Genomic DNA, 22,104 nt, shown 5'->3' with positions numbered 1-22,104 from the left:
TCAACTGATCGCGGTTTCGGCTTTCATACGAATAACGTTGGCGGCGCTGGCGGAGCCATCGTGCCAAAAAGACAATTCTGCGTATTTATCGTACAGGTCCGGCGGCAGGATCGTGCGCCGGGGTTCCAGTGCGACCGTGCGTTTGACCTTGTGCAGCCCCGATACTCCGAGCGCCTGATCGAACTCCGGCGCGTCATAGGCGAGGTTGTTGAAATCGTGCTCGAACCAGGGTTCGCCGATGAAATCGTAGATCAACCGCATGACCCGGTCAGGGGCCTGGCTCAGCAAATCGTAATCAACGATCAACAGCGAGTCGGCGTTTTCGCCGTAATACGCCTCTTTCAACGCGGTCCAGGCAAAACCCACCAGACGATTGCGCTGAGCCAGGGTTTCGCAACGGCTGTAAACGGTATTGCGCTCGATTTCGTCATTGAACAGCTTGGTGTTCTCGAACGGATTGGCGCGGTACAGACGCTCAAGGCTGTCCATCACCCAGGCAACATTGCGCACACAGGCAATGGTTTTGGCCTTCGGGAACAGTTCCCGTAGTGCAGGCAGGCGCGCGCACCATTGGCGATTGGTGTCGAAGATGACGGGTGTGTCTGCCTGATCGGCGTAGAAGGAATCGAACAGACCGTGCAACAGACGACGGCGCAGTGGGGTGTCGATGACGGCACCAAATTCGCTGCCGGCACTGCATTGTTCCAGGACACTGGTGAACAGCGATCCGACGGGGCTGGTCATGCCGGCATGAAAACGCGGGTTCTGCAACAGAATCGCAGAAAGCAGGGTCGAGCCTGAGCGCGGCAAGCCGGAGATAAAGTGGAACTGCTGCATCCCTTCACCGTAGTCGGAAGTCCTTTTGTAGGACAAAGCGTAGCCTACGAAAATGGATCCAACTAGTGGTGTTTTGATATCAAATCGGAACTAAAACCTTGTGAAAGGTGCGGTTGTAACGCCAGCGGACAGAGTGAAACGCTTAAGCCGGCAACCGTCCTCAGCGCACCATCGCTGCAGGAGCTGACAAGGCCAGGTGCCCCGCGCTCCTGCAAGGGCGTTGGTCATTTTTTGGGACTGTTGATGACAAACAACCGCGCCCGCGCATTGCCTGCGACTTTTTCACTGACTTTCTGCCAGCCCTCGGGCAGTGGCGCGAACTCATCAGGCTGGTCGGCCGTGCTGAACAGCCATACACGGTTCGTTCCGGGCAGCAGATCGGTGAGGCGATCAAGGTAGATCTTGTCGGCGGCTTCCTCGACCAGCGTACCAAAACCGTAGGCATTCGGGCGACTGGACGTGCCGTTGGCCAAAACCGGGGTAAAGAGCCGCGGCTGGACGTCGGTGCGATCGTAGTAGACGTACGGCATGTACCAGAGCAGATCGCTGATAACGACCTGATCGCCCGGCTGGTAATGCTGATTGATGAATTCGACCGTCACGTTGATCTGGTCATTCGGATCGACGGTCGCGTTGTTTTTCAGGCCCACCCCTTCAATTCCGACAAACAGCAAGAGCAGCACCAGGGCCGCGACCCGATAACCGCTCAGCAGACGATCGACAGCCAATGCAACCACCAGCGGCAAGCCAAGAGCATAGGCCGTGAGGTAGCGTTCGATGAAGACCGGTGAAATGAACGACACCAGGAAAACCAGCACCAGCGGCACCACCGTGTAAATCGCCAGCAAGGCACTCCAGCGGTAGACGCTACGATCACGCAGCACCGTCAACCCGATCACACCCAGCAACAGCACTGGCAGTGCGATAAACACCGACTTGGGGAGGCTGTCGTCATCACCCTGGATCATGAAGGTCCAGACCATGGATGGCAGGGAGCCAAGGGTAACCGGATCCTCCCAGCCCACATCGCCGCTGGCCTTGAGTTCCGGCATGTGCTGAACCAGATTCAGCAGCTGGGGAACCCACGGCAGAAACAGCAGCACGATCGCCGCGTTGGTCAGCCACCAGCCCAGGCGGCTGATATGTCGCAATGGGTTGCTTGGCTGCACACGCAGCACCAGCAGGTACAACCAGTGAGCAATCACACACAGGGCCGTGAAATAGTGGGTGTAAAACGCGGCGGCCATCAACAGCGCGTAAATCACCAGATACCGTGAGCGCTGGGGCTGTTTGACCCAATACACCAGCGCAATCGTCGCGCCGAGCAGTAACAGGCCCAGCAGCGAATACATCCGCACTTCCTGGCTGTAACGCACCGCCGAAGGGAATAGCGCCAACAGAAACCCTGCCAGCAACGCCGCCCGCGGATTGGCGATCAAACGTACCAGCCAGACGCCTAGTGCCACCGTGGCGATCCCCGGCAGCGCACTCAGGCTGCGAATCGAGAGAATGCCGTCGCCGAACAGCTCGATCCAACCGTGCAGCACCATGAAGTAGAACGGTGGATGCACATCGCGGGCCGCGTGAAACCAGATCCCGGACAGAGAATACTGGCTCATCAGCAGGCTGGAGCCTTCGTCGCCCCAAATGGCCGCCGCTGTCAGGTCGTAAAACCGCACGAACGTCGCCAGCGCCAGAATGGGCCAGATCCCGTAATCGGTCAGCCACTGAAACAGACGCGCCGAGGCTGTCAGCCGAGTGCGCACAGAACGCTCATCAGGCTTGCCGGCAAGCTCTGTTTCTTTACGGTATTCCATCCATCCCCCTGAGTGATCGAAAAGGTCCTATAAAGCTTGGACCTTGAATTGGGTGTGGATGCTGCCCCATTCCCCGTACGCACGCAATGTAGCGGCATTCGTCTCCGCGATTACGCTGATCGGTGGTCTGCCAACAGGCCAAGCCTCCTCCAAAAACACAGGGAGAACCACCATGGAAGTGTTTACCGGAACCATTCAAACCTTCGCGTTCAACTATCCACCCAGCGGCTGGGCGTTGTGCAATGGGCAAATCATGCAAGTCAGCCAGTTCCAGGCGCTGTTCGCCTTGCTCGGCACCATTTACTTTTCTGGAGCCAGAATATGCAGCAACAGATCAACAGCAACCACTTCCGACAGCTACTGGGAACGCTCAGCCTGCTGTACCTGGAGGATGGCAGCGAACTGCCCGTGGTCATCGAATCGGTAGAGGACGCGCCCAAGGCTCGCCTGTCAGAGAGCAGCCGAATGCCTTTTGGCGTGGCCTTGAGCAGCTCACAGTCCACCTCGTTCGTCGATGGACCCTGTGCTATCGACCTGCCTGAGCCGGGCCGGGCCGAGGGTATATTTGTATCGCGCACACCGGCTCTGGGGCGCGACGCCGGCCGGGCGTACTTCTACATCACCTTCAACTGACCCGCATCTGAGGCTGGCCGGGATACCAGACCAGCCGCTCGGCCGCCGGATTTTGCTCTTCGACCTGAAAGCCCAACGCCAGGTAATGTTGGTGGGCGTGGGGGTTGCTGGCCCAGACCACCGTGCTCACCGGGCAGCGGACCTGCTCGGCGGCTTTCTGTACGCCTTGTGGCACCGTGCGGCCATAGTCCTTGCCGCGAGCAGCCGGAATGAACGCCAGGTACAGAACGCGAATTTCGTTGCTGCCAAACTCGACGCTCAAGGCGCCAATCGAGGTGTCGAGCTTCTCGACCACATAGTGCATTGCGTTGGGGAAGCGCTCCCCAGTGCCCTACTCCTGCACCTGAAACTGCTGGGCGATGACCTCCTCGACCAAATCGCGCTCGCCGTCGATCCATTGCAGATCGGGGCGCGCCGCATGATAGAGGCTTTCCAGAAACGGCCCGTCAGTCGCCCGCGACGGGCGCACCACCAAACTGTCCGCGGCATTGGCATTGTTGTTCAGCATCGCGAAATCTCCCTGCGCTAAAAACCACTCTCCCTTACGCCCAACGCCGCCAATCGGCGCCAGGCGGTGCCCAGCAACGACTCACTGCGGCCCTGCAACACCACCACTCCGCGCAATGGCTGCACCGGGGTGGCAATGCTGTCGAGGACTTTGAGCCGCACCGCGTACTGCGCCTGCACAGGCTCCGCGCGCTGGCTCTGATCGCGGCGCACGGCGATCGGTCCGTGGTGGTCGGACGTCAGCGCTTCCTGATCGACAACCGCCGCGCCGTTGGTATCGATTTCACTCAGCTCGACCGCCACCGCCGGGTGCATCGGGTCTTCGGCAATAAACCGGCCCGTGGCACCAGGGGTAACCCGCCACAGCTCGGCCTCGGCCAGATAACCGCGCAGTCGTGCGCCCTCTTCGACGACCCGGGCCAGGGTGTCCTTGGGCGACAACCAGCGGCCAACGGCCAGTTGCGGCAACAGATCGCGCACCTGGCCGGCCTGCGGTGCGCGTAACAGCAGGCGTTCGCGCTGCGCCGCCAACCCGCGATATTCAGCCACTGCTTCCGCCAGCCGTTGTTCGACGATTCCGGCATCGGCGGCGGTTTCGCTGCGCCCGGCCTGACGGCGCATCTGCAATTGCTGGATCTCGATTTCCCGGCGCACGATGGCCTGACGCGAGTCCAGGTCTGGCGACTCCAGCTCAATCAGCACATCACCTTGGGCGACAACCTGCCCGTCACTGACATTCAGCTGTTTGACCCGTGCCGCCACCGGCGCATGCAAGGCACTGACGCGGCCAGCCTCCAGCATGCTCGGCAGTTCCACCGCGCTGCGCCACGGCAGCACCAGCAGCACAATCACCGCCAGCAACCCCAAACCACTGAGCAACGCCCGCGGCCCATGGGCCTGTTCGCGGCGGCTCCCCCATTCGCGCCACTCGCGCGCAATCGGCAAGAAGATGAACCACACCAGCTCAACCATCATCAGGAAGATCCCCAACAACTTGAAGAACAGGTGATACACCGCCAGCGCAATCCCGAAAAACAGCACCGCGCGCCACAGCCACGAGCCGTATCCCCACCAGAGCAAACGTCGCTGCATCGACGGCGACCAGGGCTCCGGTGCCGGTTCGCCATAGCCGAACAACGCCTCACGCAATCGCCAACGACACAAGGCAAATGCCCGGCCCTGAAGGTTGTCGACCTCCCAGAAGTCACTGAGCAAAAAATAACCATCAAAGCGCATGAACGGGTTCAGGTTGACCGCCAACGTGGTGAGCCAGGTCGCGCTGGCGAGCATGAACGCCGCCGTGCGGGCCGGCCCGTCCGGCAACAGTGACCAGGCAAGCAAGGCGATACACGCCAGCAGCAACTCGGCAAGCACCCCGCCCGCGCCGATCAGCAAGCGTGCGCGACGATCATTGACCCGCCAGGCATCGCTGACGTCGGTGTAAAACATTGGCAGCAACACCATGAACGCCACGCCCATGCTCTGCACCCGGCAGCCGGCACGCTTGGCCATAAAGGCGTGGCCGAACTCGTGACACAGCTTGGCGAAGAACAGCGCCACCCCAAACGCCAGCGCACCGCCGAGGCTGAACAAGTGCGGGAACGTCGCGATAAAACGCTGCCAGTCCCGCGACACCAGAAACACCCCCAGGCCTAGCGTCAGCGGCAAACCATAGCGCAGCGCACCGGGGCCAAAACGCGCCAGCCACGGCCAGGCTCGATTGAGGAAAGCATCGGGGCGCCACAGCGGAATCCGGAAGAACAGGTATTGGTGCAGCAGAATCTGCCACACACTCTGACGCTGCGCGGCCGCCTTGATGCCGTAACTGGCGCGCTGCTGTGGGTCGAGGGCGGCGATCAGGTCATGGGCCCGCAGAAAACCCAGCAAATGCTCGAGCTCAGTGACGTCCAGCGGCAAACCCGGTTCGCGATTGGCGGCGCGCAACACCTGTTCGGGGTCACCCAATGACCAATGACGCAGCAAGCGCATGGCCGCCGCGCCGAGTTTGAAGTAGCGCCCGCGCAGCGGGTCGGCCAAGGTCCAGCGCGGCGAACCATCCAGCGCCGGAGCGGCCATCTGCAACTGTAAATCGGCACGCAGACTGGGCAATGTCATCTAGAGGCCCACGCTTTGACGCAAACCGGCCAGCGGTTTGCGCAACAGGTACAGCGCCAACGGCGCGCGATCACCGAAGATTTTCGCCGTGCCACGCAAGCCGATACGCGGCGGCGCGACTTCGAAGCTGGCGTCGAGCCGATACGCCAACTGCCCTCCGGCAGTCGGTTGCGCTTCGTAGGCCGAGCGTTCGAGTTTGGCCTGATGGCGTTGCAACGGGTCGCTGTCGAGAAACAATGCCACTTGCGCCCCCGGCTCCAGTGCAATGGCATCGCCGACGGCCAGTTCGATGCGCAATTCCGCCTGATTCGGATCGGCGATTTCCATCAACCGCTCGCCAGTCTGCACCGGTTTTCCGGTCCAGCGTTCGGCGTCGGCGAACACCGCAATGCCGTCGCGTTCGGCGCGCACTTCGCTGCGTTTGAGCAACTCACGGGCGTAATCGCGTTCGGCGCGTTTCTGCTCGACCCGTGCCGCCAGTAAGTCAATTTTCGAACTCGACTCGGCGTCGGCAAAGGCGCGCTGGGCGTTGGCCTTGAGCTCAGCTTCCGCCACGCCCAAGGCACGGTCGGCGACATCGGCCTGGGCTTTGAGCGTGGTGCCTTCGAAACGCAGCAACAAGTCGCCGGTCTTCACGTTCTGGTTGGGTTTGACCAGAAACTCGGCGATCACCCCGTCCAGTGGCGCCGCCACCACCCGACCACCGAGTGGCACGACTTCGGCCGGTGCCAGCACCGACTGGCGCACCGGAATCAACAATCCCAGCAACAGCACCGCCGCCAAGGCGACCTGGCGTTTGCGAGTCCAGCGCAGGCGCCACGGTTGACGCGGTTGCAGTGCCAGCCAGGCGTGACTGAAGGTGTCGCCCAGTTGCGACAACAGCACTTGCTCGGATGGATTCCACGGCACATCGCGGGCCAGCCACAGACCGCCGAAGACCTGGCCCTGATGATCGATCAGCGGCAGCCAGAATACCTGCGCCGCCGACAGGCTTTGCCAGTCGGCCTGAATCGAACTGCTCAACGACGTGGCCGGTATGACCCGTGCCTGTTTCAACAGGTCGAGCTTGAACAGCTGCGCCACCGCCTGCTCGACGAACGCCACAAACGGCGCATTCGGCTCCACGGCGCTGACGCCCGTGACCGCACCCACCTTGCCGGCGATCACCAGCGCCGCGTGACGAAAGCCGAACAGGGCCTGACCGTCGTTGGCCAAGCTGTAGGCCAGTTGCTCGGTAGTGCGCGCGGCCCGAGTCTGGCGTTCCAGCTCCAGAAAGCGCGCGAAGACCTGCTCGGCGCCACCCGCGACGGGCGCGTTCACTTGAGCTCCGCGAAGCGCGCCGTGCCGCTCATCCCGGACAGCAAACCGTTGGCGTTGGGCAGCGTTGCGACCAGCAGCAGAGTCTGGCTGCCTTCATCGATCCGCGCACCGAGGCGTTTGACCGTGGCATCGAGTGGCTGGCCGGTTTCATCGGGAACAAAGCTGAAGGTCTGCCCGGGCTTGAGTTTACCCATCCAGCGCGACGGCACCAACAGGTGGATTTCCAGGCTGCGGTTGTCGACGATGTCCAGCAGCGGTGCACCGGCGGCGACGCTTTCATAACGCTGAACCTTGCGTTCGACGACCTGGCCGTCAAATGGCGCGACCACGCTGCAGCGTTTGACTTGAACCTGATAAACCTGAGATTGCGCCTGAGTTTCGCTGAGTTTGGCCTCGGCTCGCGCCACTTCAAAACGCCCGACCGAATTCAGCGAAGCCAACTGCTTATTGTGCGCCAACTCTTCATTGGCACCACGATTGGCAGCCTGAGCGGCATTGAGCTGGGCCTGATAGGCCGAGCAATCGAAGCGGGCAAGGGTGTCGCCCTTATTGAAAGATTCGCCTTCGCTGAACGGCAACTCGACAATGCGCCCGGAAAGCTCACTCGCCAGCATCGCCTGATCCCGTGCGCGCAACACGCCGCGGGCCTCGTTGGTGATCGACATCGGCGCAGTGGCCGAACTTTTATCCAGCAGCGGATCGTCTAGTGCGGGCGTTTGCGCCTGAACCAAGCTCCCCAGACAGATCAATCCGAAACCCAATCCACGAAAACGCCGCATAGCCGTAACTCCCTGACGGATGCGCGGAGTCTAAGACAGCAATGGTAAGCGTCAAGCAATAAGCCATCACTGCCCGGAAAATCGGGTTGCCGCGGATACGCCTTCATCAGAGCGCGGTATGATCGCAGCCCTCGAGTTCATGGGTTTCAGGATTAAGGACAATTCATGCGCATCGGTCTGCTGTCGACGCTCACATTGGCGTTTGCTGCGACTCTTTCCGCCAGTTGAAAAGCGGTTTGGCCGACACCAATGGGGCAAGTCGCTGCAGTACTACTGGTAAGCCATGAAGCGCTTTTGGTGGTGCCTGTTGCCGATCTGGCTGATGTTGGCAGGCTCCGCACAGGCTGCCGTCGACGCCAGCGAGCATGACGCCTTCTGGCTGTGAAGCGGCGTCAAATCGCAGCCGGCGCTGGCCCAGGCCAAGAGCCTGCACATCCTGCAAGGCCACATCAGCGAGTCGCGCCGTTCCCCCCAGCGCGACGTGCGCTTCATCGCCCAAGGCATGGCCATTCCACGCCTGACCCAAGGCGAAGTCTGGGTGGTCTACCGCGCCCACACCTTGCGTTGGCCGGAACGGTCTACAGCCAACTGCTCGGGCAAGTACAACGCTGGCAGCAAGCGGGTAACCCGGTGGTCGGCATCCAGATCGACTTCGACGCCCGCACCCGCTACCTCAGCGAATACCCCAGCTTCCTGCGAGACCTGCCACGCCTGAATCGCCTGGGATTACCCTTCAAGGTGGGTTTGATCCAGGGCGGGGAATGGGAGGAGCCGGGGTATTTGAAGGACAGTGAGTGGTTCAGGGGATATGTGGTGTTTTTGCAGAATCGGTAGGGGGTGACCCGTAATACAAGCTAACAGAGTAGAGCCAGCCTTACCTTGACGAACATTTGCCGGAAATGCAAAAAACGTCCATCGCGAAGTCAACGTTTTGACTGGACCTCAATAGTTTCTTTATCAGACAACGGTTGACCTCCATCCCTACTCGACTTAGCATCGGCCCCACTACTCAACCCCGTACGCAGAGATTAAGTTCGCTGGCAGTTGGGGTGAAAAAACCGGCTTTGGCCGGTTTTTTCGTTTCCAGGGATTGGAATTGTGCGCACTGCTTTCTTCGTCGATGGTTATAACCTCTTCTACGGCCTACTGGCTGGCACCCCTTACAAGTGGCTGGATTTATCGAAGCTACTGGCTCATATCGCTTACGTTGAGAACCCGACAAGCGCTCTTGCTTCTGTCGATTATTTCACGTCCTCCGTCAAACCTGAGCTAGCGACTCGCGGCAGAGTGTCCAAGGAAGCTCAAGACACTTATGTCCGGGCACTGAAGGCCAGCAACATCAACGTCCACTATGGCCGACATCAGCTTGAACCCGCCAAAGCCCCTCGCTTCATTGATAAAAAAACCGGCGCTTCACGCCAGGACAAAGTCGACATCTGGAAACTTGAAGAGAAGGAAACGGATGTACACATCGCGATCAGCATGTACCGCATCGCAGCCAGGCAAGCCTTTATCGAAAAGGCTGAGCGTATTGACCAGCTGGTATTGGTTTCTGGTGATACCGACATGACTCCGGCCCTGAGAGCCATCCGGGAAGATTTTCCTGAGATGGCCATAGGTATCATTCTCCCCCATAGACCCGAATTCAAACGCCCTGCGCCTGGCTCTCTAAAGGAGTTTTCGCATTGGATGCGTCGTGTCGTGACCCCTGCGGAACTCCAGGCGCATCAATTCCCGATTCGAGTGCCAACACGTAAAGCACCAGCAATCAAACCGGAGTATTGGTGAATGCATTATCTGCAAACACTCACCATAGACTTAACGCTGCATCCCCCACCGCTTCACCGTCACCCGCTCCAGCGAATCGAACACCAGGTTCTCCACCAGCAACCCAATCAGAATCACCACCGCCAACCCGGCAAACACCTTGTCGGTATACAGCTCATTACGGTTCTGAAAGATGTACCAGCCCAGCCCGCCCTTGCCGCTGGTGGCTCCAAATACCAGTTCGGCGGCGATCAATGTGCGCCAGGCGAAGGCCCAGCCTATTTTCAGCCCGGCGAGGATTGACGGCAGCGCTGCCGGGATCAGGATGAAGAGCACGAAGCGGATACCCTTGAGACCGTAATTTCGGCCGGCCATGCGCAGGGTTTCCGAGACGCCGAGAAATCCGCCATAGGTGTTCAGCGCCAGCGCCCACAGCACCGAATGCACCAGCACGAATATCAGGCTGTTCTGCCCCAACCCGAACCACAGCAGGGCCAGCGGCAACAGGGCAATGGCCGGCAACGGATTGAACATCGAGGTCAGGGTGCTCAGCAGGTCGCGACCGAACTGGGTCGACACCGCCAAAGTGGTCAAGGCGAAGGCCAGGACGATGCCGATCACGTAACCCTTGAGCAGCACCACCAGTGAAATGCCGACCTTGCCCAGCAACTCACCGCTGAGCAGGCCGTCGTATAGCGCGCTGCCGGTTTGCAGGAAGCTGGGCAGCAGCAGGTCGTTGTTCTGGTAACGCGCCACCAATTCCCAGAGCACGGCCAGCAGAATCAGGATCAGGCTCTTGCGTAACCAGCCTTGTTGCCAGAGGCGTTGACCGAGGGGCAGTTCACGCTCCAGCGGGACTTCCAGCAGCGGCTCCAGAACAACTTCGTATTCCCGGCGTACAGATGATGAATGGCTCATCGGGCGATCCTCTTGAAGCTCAATAAGCGATACGGATATCGGCGAAATTCAATTCGCGTTCGGTTTCAGGCGTCTGACTTTCGTCGAACAACAGCCGATGAATGCGCCGTGCTGATTGCTGGAATTCCACGCCACCGAGGCTGTGCAAGTCGTACTGATGACTGTGGATCTCCGCCCGCACACACCCCGGATGTGGCGACAGCAGCAGGATCCGGTTGCCGACCACCAGCGCCTCTTCGATGGAGTGAGTGACGAACAGCAAGGTGAAGCGCACCTCTTCCCAGAGCAGCAGCAATTCTTCCTGCATCTTGCGTCGGGTCAGGGCGTCGAGGGCTGCGAAGGGTTCGTCCATCAGCAGGATTTTCGGCTGCATGGCCAAGGCCCGGGCAATCGCCACGCGGGCTTTCATGCCGCCGGATAAGGTGTGCGGGTAAGCATCGGCAAATGCCGCCAGACCGACCTTGTCCAGGTAGTGCAGCGCCCGTTCTTCGGCTTCTCGGCGCTTGAGGGTTTTGGAGGCGAGCAAGGGGAACATGACGTTCTGTTTGACGGTTTTCCAGGGAGGCAGTTGATCGAATTCCTGGAACACTACGATCCGGTCCGGCCCCGGTTGGCTGACCGTTTGCCCTTGCAGGCGGATCTGGCCTTCGCACGGCTGGATGAACCCGGCGACCGCTTTGAGCAAGGTCGATTTTCCGCAACCCGAAGGGCCGAGCAAAACAAAACGGTCTGCCGGATCTATCTCAAAACTCACCTGGTGAGTCGCCCGAACGACTCGCTGCGCAGTGCGGTATTCCAGGCTGACGTTATCGACCGAAAGCAGCGCAGGAGCTGCTGCAATCGGGTTGCTGGCCGTGTGGCCTTGCAGGGGTGCATTCATTTCTGTCAGCTCCCTTGCAGCGGTTTTGCATCCTGGAAGAAGTAGTCCTTCCATGACTCGGGTTTGTTTTTGAGCGCGCCGACGCGGTAGAGGAAATCAGCCAGCGGGTAGGTGTTTTTCGGCGTCACGCTGAACTCGAACTGCGGGTTGTCGATAATTTTCAGCAAGTCGGCGCGGTCGATTTTTGCCTTGGTCACGCGGATATAGGTGTCGGCGGCCGCGCCTTTGTCGTTCTGGGCGAACTCGGCGGCTTCGGTCAGCGCTTCGATGAAGGCTTTGTAGGTCTTTGGGTTCTCGCTGCGGAATTTCTCGGTGGCGAACAGCACCGTCGGCGAATTCGGACCGAGCAGGTCGTAGGTATTGAGCACCACATGCACATTGGGGTTTTGCAGCGCCTGATCCTGGAATGGCGGGTTGGAAAAATGCCCGGTCAGTTCGGTGCCGCCGGCGATCAACGCCGCGGTGGCGTCGGGGTGCGGAACGGCGATGGTGTACTTGTCCAGACGGTTGAATTCCTTATCGCCCCACTGCTTGGCGGCGGCGTATTGAAGAAAGCGTGACTGTACCGAAACGCCGACTGCAGGCACGGCGATGCGATCGTGCTCGGTGAAGTCGGCGATGGTTTTGACCTTCGGATTGTTGCTCACCAGGTAGTACGGGAAGTTGCCCAGCGAGGCCACGGCTTTGACGTTCTGCTTGCCGTGGGTGCGGTCCCAGATGGTCAGCAGCGGACCGACCCCGGCACCGGCAATATCGATGGAACCGGAGAGCAACGCATCGTTGACCGCCGCGCCGCCGGACAGTTGGGTCCAGTCGACCTTGATGTCGACGCCCTCTTCCTTGCCATGTTTCTCGATCAGGTTTTGATCGCGCACGACGTTGAGCAGCAAGTACACAATGCCGAATTGCTCGGCGATACGGATCTCGCCTTCGGCATGAGCTGCCGTCGGTACGACAAGGCTACCGGCGAGCAGGCTCAACCCCAGGCCGATGGCGGTTGCCAGCCGACCGATTCGCGGCACGATTTGAATATGTTTGGACATGGTCACTCTCCGGAATGCGGTCAATCAGAACGGGGCATCGCCCTGGATGGTGGTGCGATAAAGCTTGCGTCGCAGATGGCTTGGGCAACCGGCGGCGAGGTGGATCAACGATCGGTTGTCCCAGAACACCAGGTCGTGGGGCTGCCATTGGTGACGGTAAATGTTGTCGGGCAGCACGCTGTGGGCGTAGAGCTCATTGAGCAGTTGCCGACTTTCGTCTTCCGGCAGACCCACGATGCGAGTGGTGAAACCTTCGCTGACAAACAACGCCTTGCGGCCATTTTCCGGGTGGGTGCGGACGATTGGATGCACCACTTCGTTGACCTGAGCGAGCTGCTCCGGGGTCAGGGTCGGGCGCCAACTTCCTTCGAATCTGGTTTCGCTGTAACGCGCCGTGTATGAGTGCGCGGCCGAGCGCCCTTCGACCGCATTGCGCAACGCTTGCGGCAGGTTATCCCACGCTTTGTGCATATCGGCGAACAGCGTGTCGCCACCTTCAGAAGGCAGTTCCTGGGCATGCAGCATCGAGCCCAGACTCGGCAGTTCTTTGTAGGAGAGATCGGAGTGCCAGAATTTGCCGGCGTCGCCCAGGCCGATGGATTGACCGTTCTGGATGATGTTGGAGACGACGAGAATTTCCGGGTGGCCAGCCAGCAGGAACTGCTTGAGCACGTGGATCTGCAACACACCGAAGCGACGGCTGAAGGCGATCTGTTGTTCCGGGCTGATGCGCTGGTCGCGGAACACCACGACATGATGATCCAGATGCGCGCGGTGAATGCGGGCGAAGTCTTGGTCGTTGAGTGGGCGGGCCAGATCAAGACCGATGATTTCGGCACCCACCGCGCCGCTGAACGGGCGAATTTCGAAGGATTGTGGCGCGATGCTCGCGGCAATCGCAGAGACAGAAAGTACAGACATACATCACTCCCACGCAAAGCACGCCCAGTGGCGCGCGTCGATCAGAAACTCACGGAGGTGTCCCGTGTTCGTTCATTTCGTGCGGCGCGCCGATTGGTCGGCCTGTACGCAGGAGGTTGACTTTATAGATATAATAAAAAGTATTTAAATACCGTTAGCGCATAACGATATGGCCTGTTGAATGGCGCTCGATTGTTCCCATGCTCTGCGTGGGGATACATCCCGTGACGCTCTGCGTCACAGTGGACGCGGAGCGTCCATGGCGGCATTCCCACGTTCGGTACGAGGCGGTGGTAGACATTCATCACGAACAGCGGCGCGGTCATGGCGATGATGTCGATCAGGAACTGGCAGCGATCGCGTCGGCGTACAGCCAGCGCGAACGCTAAGCTTGAGTGAGGAATCAATGACGTTCAGCGAGTGCGGTGGCAGTACCTGCGAAGGCTACTGTTAAGATGTACCGAACTGCCGTACCGGGCGTTCAAAATATCTGCTGGCGGGGGAACCTCAAGCGGTTTGACAAGTACCCGGGCAGTCACTAGTGTGCATTGGATCCAATAATTCCCACCCATTTCAGAAACAGGGTAGCGTCGTCGTGGCACAGAAGCCGAACCCTTTGAGCAGTATTACGGTTAACGGGCCAATACCCGCCCACCTCGCGCGCTCAGTTATTGAGGAAACCCTGCGTTCGGCTATCCTCGATGGTCGCTTGCCGTGTGGAACCGCACTTCGCCAGCAAGACCTGGCCGATCTGTTCGGGGTGAGTCGCATGCCGGTGCGTGAGGCCCTGCGACAACTCGAAGCTCAATCGTTGCTGCACGTTATCGCACACAAAGGTGCCATTGTCGCGCCATTGGTCGAGGGCGATGCCGTAGAAACTTATGCCCTGCGCATCCTCCTGGAATCCGAAGCCCTACGGTTGTCGATTCCCTTGCTCGACGCCGATGATTTCGCCCTGGCCGCGCGCTATATCGACACCCTCGAGACCGAAACCGATTACGCCGAAATCGGTACGCTCAACCGCCTGTTCCACATGACCCTGTACGGCAAGGCCAGCAACCGCCGGCTCTTGAATCTGGTCGAAAGCGGTCTGATCGAAGAGGAGCGTTTTCTGCGCTTCAACCTTGAGGCCATGGGCCTGGGAAAAATCTCCCAGGACGACCATCGCCACTTGCTTCGAAAAGCCGAAGAACGGGACATCGAGCAGTGTGTAAAAGCACTCGAGAATCACCTCAACCGAGGTGTCGAAGTCATTACCCGCTACCTGAACAGTCTTGATCCTCTGGGCAAAAAAGCGCCGCAGTGAAGCGCGCGGGGAAGGCTTTGCACACTCAAGACAGTAAGTGGCTGACCGTGTTCAACACCGATCAGCCCACCGACATCCGGTTGATTTGCTTCTCTCAGGCAGGGGCCGGCCCCGACCTGTTCTGCACTTGGGCGCAAGGTCTGAACGATCACATCGAACTGCTCACATTCACACTTCCCACCCATGGCGAACGCCAGGATGAAACACCCGACTCTGAATGGTCGCCATTGCTCGCGGACTCATTCACGGCACTCAAACCCTATCTATCCGAGCCGCATGCCTTGTTTGGTCATGGACTCGGCGCCATTTTGGCCTTTGAACTGGCCAGGCTGAGCGAAGCCCAGTGTCCTGGGCAGACCCGTCATCTGTTCATTTCCGGTCGCCGCAGCCCTGATAGCCCGCCTATATCGCCGCTCTTGTACTCACAGCCTTCGGCAGACCTTAGCCTGAACGTGCCGTTGACCGCCATTTATGGCAGTGAAGACCCGCAGGCCCCGGTTGAAAGCATGGTGAATTGGCGTGAGTTCACTCGCCGCGAGTTCGAACTTATCGAGGTGGCCGGCAACCATCTTTTCATCACACCCCAGCGGCAGCGTCTCTTGCAGATCGTCAACACTCATCTCGGGCTGCTCAGCGAATAATCTGCAAAAGTCCTTCTTTTGCAGCCGCCTGGTGACGCGTACCTCTGCAGTCGCCAGAAGCTGAGCACCAGCTCCCACTTCCAGCATTTAAAACCTCCTCTACCCATACGTCAGTGATAGCAGCGCCATCCATTTGGGCCCACTCTGGGTTTGTCGACTAAAAATGGACGAGCGGCGTGCGAATCTGCCCACACAGCCCTCGCGCAATGGACGAACAAAAGGAGGCGTGCCACAGGAAGGGAAGGATCGGGCTGCGGCCGGCCCCCCTCCTACACCATCAAATAACTCCAACTCACCAACCAGAAAGTTGCTTCGAGTGAGGCATTCACTCATTTATTTTAATTCTGACTTATATAAGCCGGAAGGAGCAACTTCATCTCAATAAAACTAATACCAATAGTTTTAGTGGAACTTCTCGCCCCTGAAAAATTGCACCATTCAAATAATATAAAAAATACTTGCTCACTACTTATCCGTGTATTAATTTTTCTCCGTCGACATGAACTTACCCAACACGTTCATGTCGACAGATGATCTGCATCACCGGCATCGGAAGCTGAATCGCAATCTACAGCCAGGCCCACGCCATGGCGAACAAGGCTATCAACCCGGGCCTTGCCTTGCATAATCAGCCTCAACCTTAAAACCCCATCAACTTTTGCTTGAGGCACTTGTTCGCCCTTTAAAAAGTTAAAACCCGACTCAACACTATTTATAAAAATGTCATTAGCCAAACTCACACTAACAAGTTAGAGGCAGCCCTATGAAAGCGAACAAAGAACTCCTTCAACTAAAAAAAGCAGAGCTGAGCGCGCACCCCATTTTTGCTGAAATAAACTCACTGCCGATACTTCAACGTTTCATGGAAACCCATGTGTTCGCCGTGTGGGATTTCATGTCGTTGACCAAACGTCTGCAACAGGAACTCACCTGCGTCCAGCTGCCATGGCTTCCTCCACAAGACCCTCAAGCGGCTCGGCTGATCAATGAAATCGTCTTGGGTGAAGAGACCGATGATCGAGTCGATCACGGTCATTACAGCCATTTCGAGTTGTACCTGGATGCAATGCGCGAAGTAGGCGCCAGCACCATTGCGGTCGAACGCTTCGTGGCGCTGCAACGCGAAGGCGTGACCTACGACACCGCCCTGCAAAGTGTGGAGGTTGACCCGGCGGGGGCAAGCTTCGTCAGGCATACCCTGCACACGGCGCTGCACGCGCCGGCCCATAGCGTCGCCGCGGCATTTCTGCATGGTCGAGAAAGTGTCATCCCGCAAATGTTCCAGCGCATCCTCGACGATTGGGGCATTGGAATTGAACAGGCTCCGACCTTTCGCTACTACCTGGAACGGCATATCGAGGTCGATTCTGAAGACCATGGCCCAGCCGCGGAAAAACTCCTTGCGCGTCTGGTCGATGGCGACCCGCAACGCGAAGAGGATGTTTACACCGCCGCAATCGCCGCCGTGCAAAGCCGTATCGCACTGTGGGACGGCTTACGCTTGAGCATGCGTGAACCAGTCGTCGAGGTGAGCGCATGAACGCCGCCGACTACCAATCCTTCGCCGAGGCCTGGGAAGGCCGGGCAACCATCCGCACCCGCCCACGGCGCATGCTCGAGAACGATGACAAGCTGATCTATCCACTGAGCCGCCAACCCTTGGTCCTGGGCGAAACCTTTTTGCGCGAGTGCCCCGAGCAGCGGGATTTTGCTCTGGTACAAACGCTCTACAAATTCATCAACGATGTCGTGATCTTCGAAACGGAGATCGTCGACAAAACCGCGCGCAGCATTGCCAAAAATCGCTTCGCGGTGCCCTTCCCGTTCGCCTGTCGGTATGACGCCATGACCGTGGTGGTGGATGAGGACTACCACGCGCTGGTGGCGATGGACTTCATGCAACAGACCATCGCCATGACCGGCATCGCGCCAATAGAACTGCCGCGTGAAATCGAGCTGAGCCGAGCGATTCCCGCGGCATTGGCGCTGGCTCCAGAACATCTGCGCGCCGCCGTGGAGCTGATCTGCGTGGCGATTGCCGAGAACACCGTGACCAACGATGTCGCAGCATTCGCCAAGGACGACACAGTCAAGCAATCGATCAAGGGACTGATGGCTGACCACCTGCTCGACGAGGGCCGCCACTCCGGTTTTTGGGCGCGGCTGGTGCGGATCTATTGGCACGGCGCAACCGAAGCCGACCGCAAAAGCATCGCGCACATCCTGCCGGTATTCATCACCCATTACCTGACAAACGACATCCAGAAAGCCTTCGACTTTCAGTTGATCGAGCACTTGCAGATCAGTGACGCCACAAGGCTGGCCCTCAAGAGCGAAGTCTGCGGGCTGGCCTTCCCGATCAATCGCCACCACCCGCTGGTCGCCAATATCGTGCGGTTTTTCCGCAGCAGTTCGTTGCTGGATTCGCCGTGTGTGCAGGACGCCCTGAGCGCTTATTTGGTCTAACCGAGGAGAACATCATGAGACGTCTCGACATTCTGCTCATAGGCCAGAGCCAGGCCTTCAACGACTTGGCGCTGGAACTGGAACAACATGGCCACACACTTTCTCGTCTGACAGACAGTCGCGCCCTGAACGAGCAACCCGTCGGCGCCACCGACCTGCTGATCGACGACGGCAGCCTGACGATCCCGGCGCAACGTCTGCGGGACTTTGGCGACTGCGCGCAGCTGAGCTTGCGACTCGGTGTGGGGTCGCCGAGCGAATCAGGCTTACCGCAACTCGAAGTGCTCTGCTGGTATGGCTCGGTCGCCACGCAGCGTCTGATTACCCGATTGCCGGTGGCAGATGAAGCATCAGGCAACGGCCAGGCGCTGCGTATCAGAGCCGTTGCCGAGCTGGTGGACAGTGTTGCCGTGCTGGTCAGTCGCTTCTCCCGCGATGCCGGGTATTTCCTGGATACCACATCGCTCGAACCTGACTGCCATGGGCATCAGGAAAACCTGCTGTCGCTGGAGCGGTTGGCCTACGAGCATCGGTTCAATCTCACCAGCCAACCGGACTTGTTGCTACGCGCACAAACCCCGATCATCGAAAGGCTCGAACAGAGCCTCAAGGAGTTCACCAGCCGGCCAGCGCTGAACATTGCAGACACGCCCCTCAGCTATGGCGACCTGTACGCTCAAAGCCGAGCGATCCAGCAGCGATTACAGCCGCTGCTGGAGCAATACGGCTCCGTCGACAAGTCGCTGGTTGTGGGTATCTGCCTGCCGAAATCCAGCGCCCTTTACGCAGGTATCCTGGCAATTCTCGGCAGTGGCGCAGTGTATCTGCCCCTTGAGCCGGGTCATCCGCTGCAACGCCAGCAGTACATCCTGGAAAATGCTGGTGCGCTGCTGTTGCTTCACGACGGTCAGCATGCGCTCAGCACCGAGATGCCCGGGCTGGACATCAGCCGCATCGACGCCTGCAACGCGGATCTCTCGCTACCGTTGATGCGTCGGCGCCCTGACAGCGACGCGCCCTGCATGGCGCTGTATACCTCGGGCACAACCGGCCATCCCAAAGGGGTGTTACTCAGCCAACGCAATCTGGCCCACTTCACCGCCTGGTACGCCACCTATGTACAGCTGACCGAACACAGTCGGGTCTTGCAGTTTTCGTCCCTGAGCTTCGACTCATCGCTGATCGATATCTTCCCCACGCTGATCCAGGGCGCCGAGTTGATCGTACCCAGCGATGATGAGCGTCGCGACCCGCTGCAATTGGTCGAGCTGATCCGCCGCCAGCAGCTCAGCCATGGGTTCCTGCCTCCAGCGCTACTGAGCATTCTGCCGCTCGACCAGCCGTTGGGTCTCGATCATGTGATGACCGGCGGCGACGTCTGCGAGCCGTACGTGATCGAACGCCTGACGCAACAATGTCGACTGTACAACCTCTATGGCCCGACAGAAGCCACAGTGTTGGTCACCGCGCGGCAACTCCAGGCCGGCGATAACAACCGAACTCTAGGCGCGCCCATTGCCAACAGTCAGGTGCTGATTCTCGATGAAGACTTCCAGCCCGTTTCCGAGCTCACCGTTGGCGAGCTGTACATCGTCGGGCCGGGGGTCTGCCTGGGGTATTTGAATAACCCGCAGCAGACCGCCGAACGCTACCTGGACTTGCGCCTGCCCGACGGCCAAAGCCTGCGCGCCTACCGCACCGGCGATATGGCGAAGTGGACTGCCCATGGGATTGAGCTCTGCGGCCGGCGAGACAATCAGGTCAAGATTCGCGGCTTCCGGGTCGAGCCGGAAGAGATTGAACGGTGCCTGCGCGACAGCCATTTGTTCCGTCAGATTGCGGTGGTCATCGATAGTAACCGGCGGATTCTGGCCTTCCTGGCCCAACCTGAGGAAGACCAGCCGGGCAGTGCCCGCGAAGCGTTGAAAGCACACGCGGTGCAGTTTCTGCCGGACTATATGCAGCCAGCCGCCTGGACCGAACTGGCGAGCATGCCTTACGCCAGCAACGGCAAAGTGGACCGCAAAGCGCTATTGGAACTACCCGTCAGCTTCCTCGAAAACACCCGGCGCCGACTGCCCGAGACAGCCGACGAAGTACAGTTGCTAGAACTCTGGGCCGAGCTGCTGGAGTTGCCGGCCAGCGATATTTCCACCGACGAAAGCTTCTTCAACCTCGGCGGCCATTCGATTCTCTTGTCGCGAATGCTCCTGCGTTTACGCGAGCAATTCGGGCGCAGCATCTCGATCAACCGCTTCATAGAAGTGCCGACCATTGCCAAGCTGGCGACACTGGTCAGAGGCAGCGGCACCGAAGAGGTGCTCAGCGAAAAGGCCATGGCCGATGCTTTCCGCGAACTGGATGTGCAGGTCTTGCCGGTCAGCCGGATGGGCGACGTGCACAAAGTGATCGTCACCGGAGCCAACAGCTTCGTCGGCGTACACATCGTCGAAGCGCTGCTGGCCTGGGGCGCGACCGAGGTGGCGTGCCTGGTGCGTGATGGTGCCAGGCAAACGGCCGCCGAGCGTTTTGCCCATTCCTTGCACGAGAACCGTCTGGAGCATCTGGATATGAGCCGGGTACGAGTCTACGCGGCGGATATCACCCGGCCTGAGCTGGGGCTTGCGCCCGAGGTTTACGAACGGCTCGACCGGGAGTTCGGCGCCTTGGTGCACAACGCCGCCAACGTCAATCACGTCATGGATTACGAGTCGCTGGCCCGGGACAACGTCGAGCCGATTTTCGAATGCCTGCGATTGTGCGAAGGGCGCAGCAAGAAGGTCTTCAATTTCGTCTCCACGCTCTCGGCCTCCAGCACCATCGACGCCAATGGCCGGGTCCTCGAACAGCCTGCTGCGCAGACGCCGCCGATTTACATCAAGAACGGCTACAACCTGTCCAAGTGGGTCGGCGAACGGATTCTCGAACGCGCTCGCGAGCGAGGGGTTCGGGTCAATCTCTATCGGCCGGGCAACATCAGTTTCAACAGCCTCACCGGTGTCTGCCAGCCCCACAAAAACCGCCTGATGCTGATGCTCAAAGGCTCGATTCAACTGGGGCAGGTGCCAGAGTTCGCCCTGAACTTCGACTTGATGCCGGTGGATTTTCTCGCCCGTTTCATCGCCTTTCATGCCAGCCGCTATCAGCCCGAGCAGGCTGTGTTCAACCTGCACAACCCCGAGCCGCTGAGCTGGGACGCATACGTGGCGTCCTTTCGCGAGGCCGGCCGTGAGTTCCGCATGGTCAGCGTCGCCGACTGGCAACAGCAACTGGGCCGGGTCGACAGCGAAAACGCGCTGTTCGGTGTGCTGGGTTTTTATCTAAACGGATTCGAGGAAGACATCGGCGACATTTCGATGATCGGCCACGATAACGCCCAGGCCGGCGTCCGGTTGATGGGCGAGCACTACCCGCAAAAATCCCCTGCGCTGCTGCGCAAGGGCTGCGATTACCTGAAAGAAATCGACTTCATCTGATTCATCACCCCCAACCAAACTGGAGCACACCATGACTACTTTGCAACCTGACACCCTGATCAAAAATCCCCATGGCTGCCACGTTGTGTCCTCGGTAGAGGTTCCTGCCGACGCACCGCGTGTGTGGGACGTGGTCGGCAACTTCGCCGGCTTCGATAAATTCATTCCCGCGTTGTCGCACATCGAGATGACCGGTGAAGGCGTAACCTCGCTGCGCAAGAAGTTCTTCAAGGACGGTAATCTGGTGGTCGAGCAACTCAACTCGCGGGACGATCAGGCTCTGAGCATGACCTGGACGACGATCTACAACACCTTGGGCGTCGCCAACCTGTGGGCCGCCATGACCGTCGAGCCGCTGGGCAAGAGCAAATCCCGAGCGACCTGGACCATCATTGCCGAACCGACTCAAGGCGGCGTCGATGCCTTGCCTGGCTTCAAGGACTTCGTCCAGGGCTTTGCCGATGACTCGATGAACAACGTGCTCAATCTGTTTGCCTGAACATGAAAAAGCCCGCTGCGGGTCATCCCCCGCAGCGGGCTTTTTTTGCTTCAACCCAAAAACAAAACCCCTGTCTGCTCACGCAGACAGGGGTTTTGGAATTTAATCTTGACGATGACCTACTCTCACATGGGGAAACCCCACACTACCATCGGCGATGCATCGTTTCACTGCTGAGT

At 59.3% G+C, this 22,104-nt stretch carries 19 protein-coding genes and 3 pseudogenes; 11 read left to right on the top strand and 11 right to left on the bottom strand.

The genetic code is table 11. The features are described 5' to 3' along the window. Nucleotides 1-837 carry a sulfotransferase family protein gene (locus tag AC07O1_RS29105; RefSeq protein ID WP_495091042.1) on the bottom strand — a complete coding sequence of 279 codons (837 nt, stop codon included), beginning with the start codon at nt 835-837 and terminating at the stop codon, nt 1-3. Nucleotides 838-1,061: 224 nt separating this feature from the next. Then, the gene (locus AC07O1_RS29100) at nt 1,062-2,654 is read right to left on the bottom strand and encodes a glycosyltransferase family 39 protein (protein WP_495091041.1); all 1,593 of its coding nucleotides are present in this window, start codon (nt 2,652-2,654) and stop codon (nt 1,062-1,064) included. A 172-nt stretch (nt 2,655-2,826) separates the two neighbouring features. Here AC07O1_RS29100 and AC07O1_RS29095 point away from each other — a divergent pair. Together AC07O1_RS29095 and AC07O1_RS29090 are read left to right on the top strand one after the other, a co-directional pair. Continuing rightward, nucleotides 2,827-2,958 (top strand): annotated as a pseudogene (locus tag AC07O1_RS29095) (phage tail protein); the annotation flags it as partial. 17 nt (nt 2,959-2,975) lie between these two features. After that, a complete protein-coding gene (locus AC07O1_RS29090) occupies nt 2,976-3,287 on the top strand; it encodes a hypothetical protein (RefSeq protein WP_495091040.1) in 312 nt (103 codons plus the stop codon). Here AC07O1_RS29090 and AC07O1_RS29085 read toward each other — a convergent pair. The 4 genes and pseudogenes from AC07O1_RS29085 to AC07O1_RS29070 all read right to left on the bottom strand — a co-directional run bounded on the left by AC07O1_RS29085 (nt 3,280) and on the right by AC07O1_RS29070 (nt 8,008). Next, nucleotides 3,280-3,795, bottom strand: a pseudogene (locus tag AC07O1_RS29085) (GNAT family N-acetyltransferase). The gene AC07O1_RS29090 and the pseudogene AC07O1_RS29085 sit on opposite strands and share 8 nt — an antisense overlap. Before the next feature lie 17 nt (nt 3,796-3,812). Then, a complete protein-coding gene (locus AC07O1_RS29080) occupies nt 3,813-5,909 on the bottom strand; it encodes a site-2 protease family protein (protein ID WP_495091039.1) in 2,097 nt (698 codons plus the stop codon). Continuing rightward, nucleotides 5,910-7,229, bottom strand: coding sequence for an efflux RND transporter periplasmic adaptor subunit (locus tag AC07O1_RS29075; protein WP_495091038.1), 1,320 nt, complete (start codon nt 7,227-7,229; stop codon nt 5,910-5,912). Beyond that, nucleotides 7,226-8,008 carry an efflux RND transporter periplasmic adaptor subunit gene (locus AC07O1_RS29070; protein ID WP_495091037.1) on the bottom strand — a complete coding sequence of 261 codons (783 nt, stop codon included), beginning with the start codon at nt 8,006-8,008 and terminating at the stop codon, nt 7,226-7,228. Before AC07O1_RS29070 ends, AC07O1_RS29075 begins: the two co-directional genes overlap by 4 nt. Before the next feature lie 283 nt (nt 8,009-8,291). On the opposite strand from AC07O1_RS29070, the pseudogene AC07O1_RS29065 reads away from it, so the two are divergent. Then, a pseudogene (locus AC07O1_RS29065) lies at nt 8,292-8,842 on the top strand (DUF3142 domain-containing protein). A 264-nt stretch (nt 8,843-9,106) separates the two neighbouring features. Continuing rightward, entirely contained in the window at nt 9,107-9,796 is a 690-nt protein-coding gene (locus AC07O1_RS29060; RefSeq protein ID WP_495091036.1) for an NYN domain-containing protein, read from the top strand. A 30-nt stretch (nt 9,797-9,826) separates the two neighbouring features. Here AC07O1_RS29060 and AC07O1_RS29055 read toward each other — a convergent pair whose 3' ends face one another. From AC07O1_RS29055 to AC07O1_RS29040, 4 genes are read right to left on the bottom strand one after another with little or no spacing between them, the layout of a single operon-like run. Further along, nucleotides 9,827-10,693, bottom strand: a complete 867-nt coding sequence (locus AC07O1_RS29055) for an ABC transporter permease (RefSeq protein ID WP_495091035.1) — start codon at nt 10,691-10,693, stop codon at nt 9,827-9,829. Between the two features lie 19 nt (nt 10,694-10,712). Further along, nucleotides 10,713-11,573: an ABC transporter ATP-binding protein gene (locus AC07O1_RS29050; RefSeq protein WP_495091034.1), complete on the bottom strand. Its 861-nt coding sequence runs from the start codon at nt 11,571-11,573 to the stop codon at nt 10,713-10,715. Between the two features lie 5 nt (nt 11,574-11,578). Then, entirely contained in the window at nt 11,579-12,616 is a 1,038-nt protein-coding gene (locus AC07O1_RS29045; protein WP_495091033.1) for an ABC transporter substrate-binding protein, read from the bottom strand. A 24-nt stretch (nt 12,617-12,640) separates the two neighbouring features. Beyond that, nucleotides 12,641-13,537, bottom strand: a complete 897-nt coding sequence (locus tag AC07O1_RS29040; RefSeq protein WP_494995700.1) for a TauD/TfdA dioxygenase family protein — start codon at nt 13,535-13,537, stop codon at nt 12,641-12,643. A gap of 224 nt (nt 13,538-13,761) precedes the next feature. Between AC07O1_RS29040 and AC07O1_RS29035 the strand changes: the two genes are divergently transcribed. The 3 genes from AC07O1_RS29035 to AC07O1_RS29025 all read left to right on the top strand — a co-directional run bounded on the left by AC07O1_RS29035 (nt 13,762) and on the right by AC07O1_RS29025 (nt 15,484). Beyond that, a complete protein-coding gene (locus tag AC07O1_RS29035; RefSeq protein WP_495091046.1) occupies nt 13,762-13,926 on the top strand; it encodes a hypothetical protein in 165 nt (54 codons plus the stop codon). A 206-nt stretch (nt 13,927-14,132) separates the two neighbouring features. Beyond that, entirely contained in the window at nt 14,133-14,843 is a 711-nt protein-coding gene (locus AC07O1_RS29030) for a GntR family transcriptional regulator (protein WP_494995699.1), read from the top strand. A 17-nt stretch (nt 14,844-14,860) separates the two neighbouring features. Beyond that, complete coding sequence (locus tag AC07O1_RS29025; RefSeq protein WP_495091032.1) at nt 14,861-15,484, top strand: thioesterase II family protein; 624 nt, start codon at nt 14,861-14,863, stop codon at nt 15,482-15,484. A gap of 518 nt (nt 15,485-16,002) precedes the next feature. On the opposite strand, the gene AC07O1_RS29020 is transcribed toward AC07O1_RS29025, so the two are convergent. Further along, nucleotides 16,003-16,218 carry a hypothetical protein gene (locus tag AC07O1_RS29020; protein ID WP_495091031.1) on the bottom strand — a complete coding sequence of 72 codons (216 nt, stop codon included), beginning with the start codon at nt 16,216-16,218 and terminating at the stop codon, nt 16,003-16,005. A gap of 29 nt (nt 16,219-16,247) precedes the next feature. On the opposite strand from AC07O1_RS29020, the gene AC07O1_RS29015 reads away from it, so the two are divergent. Genes AC07O1_RS29015 through AC07O1_RS29000 form a run of 4 tightly spaced genes read left to right on the top strand, consistent with a single transcriptional unit; the run spans nt 16,248 to nt 21,925 of the window. After that, entirely contained in the window at nt 16,248-17,024 is a 777-nt protein-coding gene (locus AC07O1_RS29015; RefSeq protein WP_495091030.1) for a DUF3050 domain-containing protein, read from the top strand. Next, the gene (locus AC07O1_RS29010) at nt 17,021-17,950 is read left to right on the top strand and encodes a diiron oxygenase (protein ID WP_495091029.1); all 930 of its coding nucleotides are present in this window, start codon (nt 17,021-17,023) and stop codon (nt 17,948-17,950) included. The genes AC07O1_RS29015 and AC07O1_RS29010 overlap by 4 nt, the downstream gene beginning before the upstream one ends. 14 nt (nt 17,951-17,964) lie before the next feature. Then, nucleotides 17,965-21,426, top strand: coding sequence for a non-ribosomal peptide synthetase (locus AC07O1_RS29005; RefSeq protein ID WP_495091028.1), 3,462 nt, complete (start codon nt 17,965-17,967; stop codon nt 21,424-21,426). Nucleotides 21,427-21,457: 31 nt separating this feature from the next. After that, on the top strand, nt 21,458-21,925 hold the full coding sequence (locus tag AC07O1_RS29000) for an SRPBCC family protein (protein ID WP_495091027.1): 468 nt from the start codon (nt 21,458-21,460) through the stop codon (nt 21,923-21,925). The last annotated feature ends 179 nt before the right edge of the window (nt 21,926-22,104 follow it).

This window comes from Pseudomonas sp. GW821-FHT07G10 (genome assembly GCF_059418545.1).
This window is presented reverse-complemented; position numbering and strand designations above follow the sequence as displayed.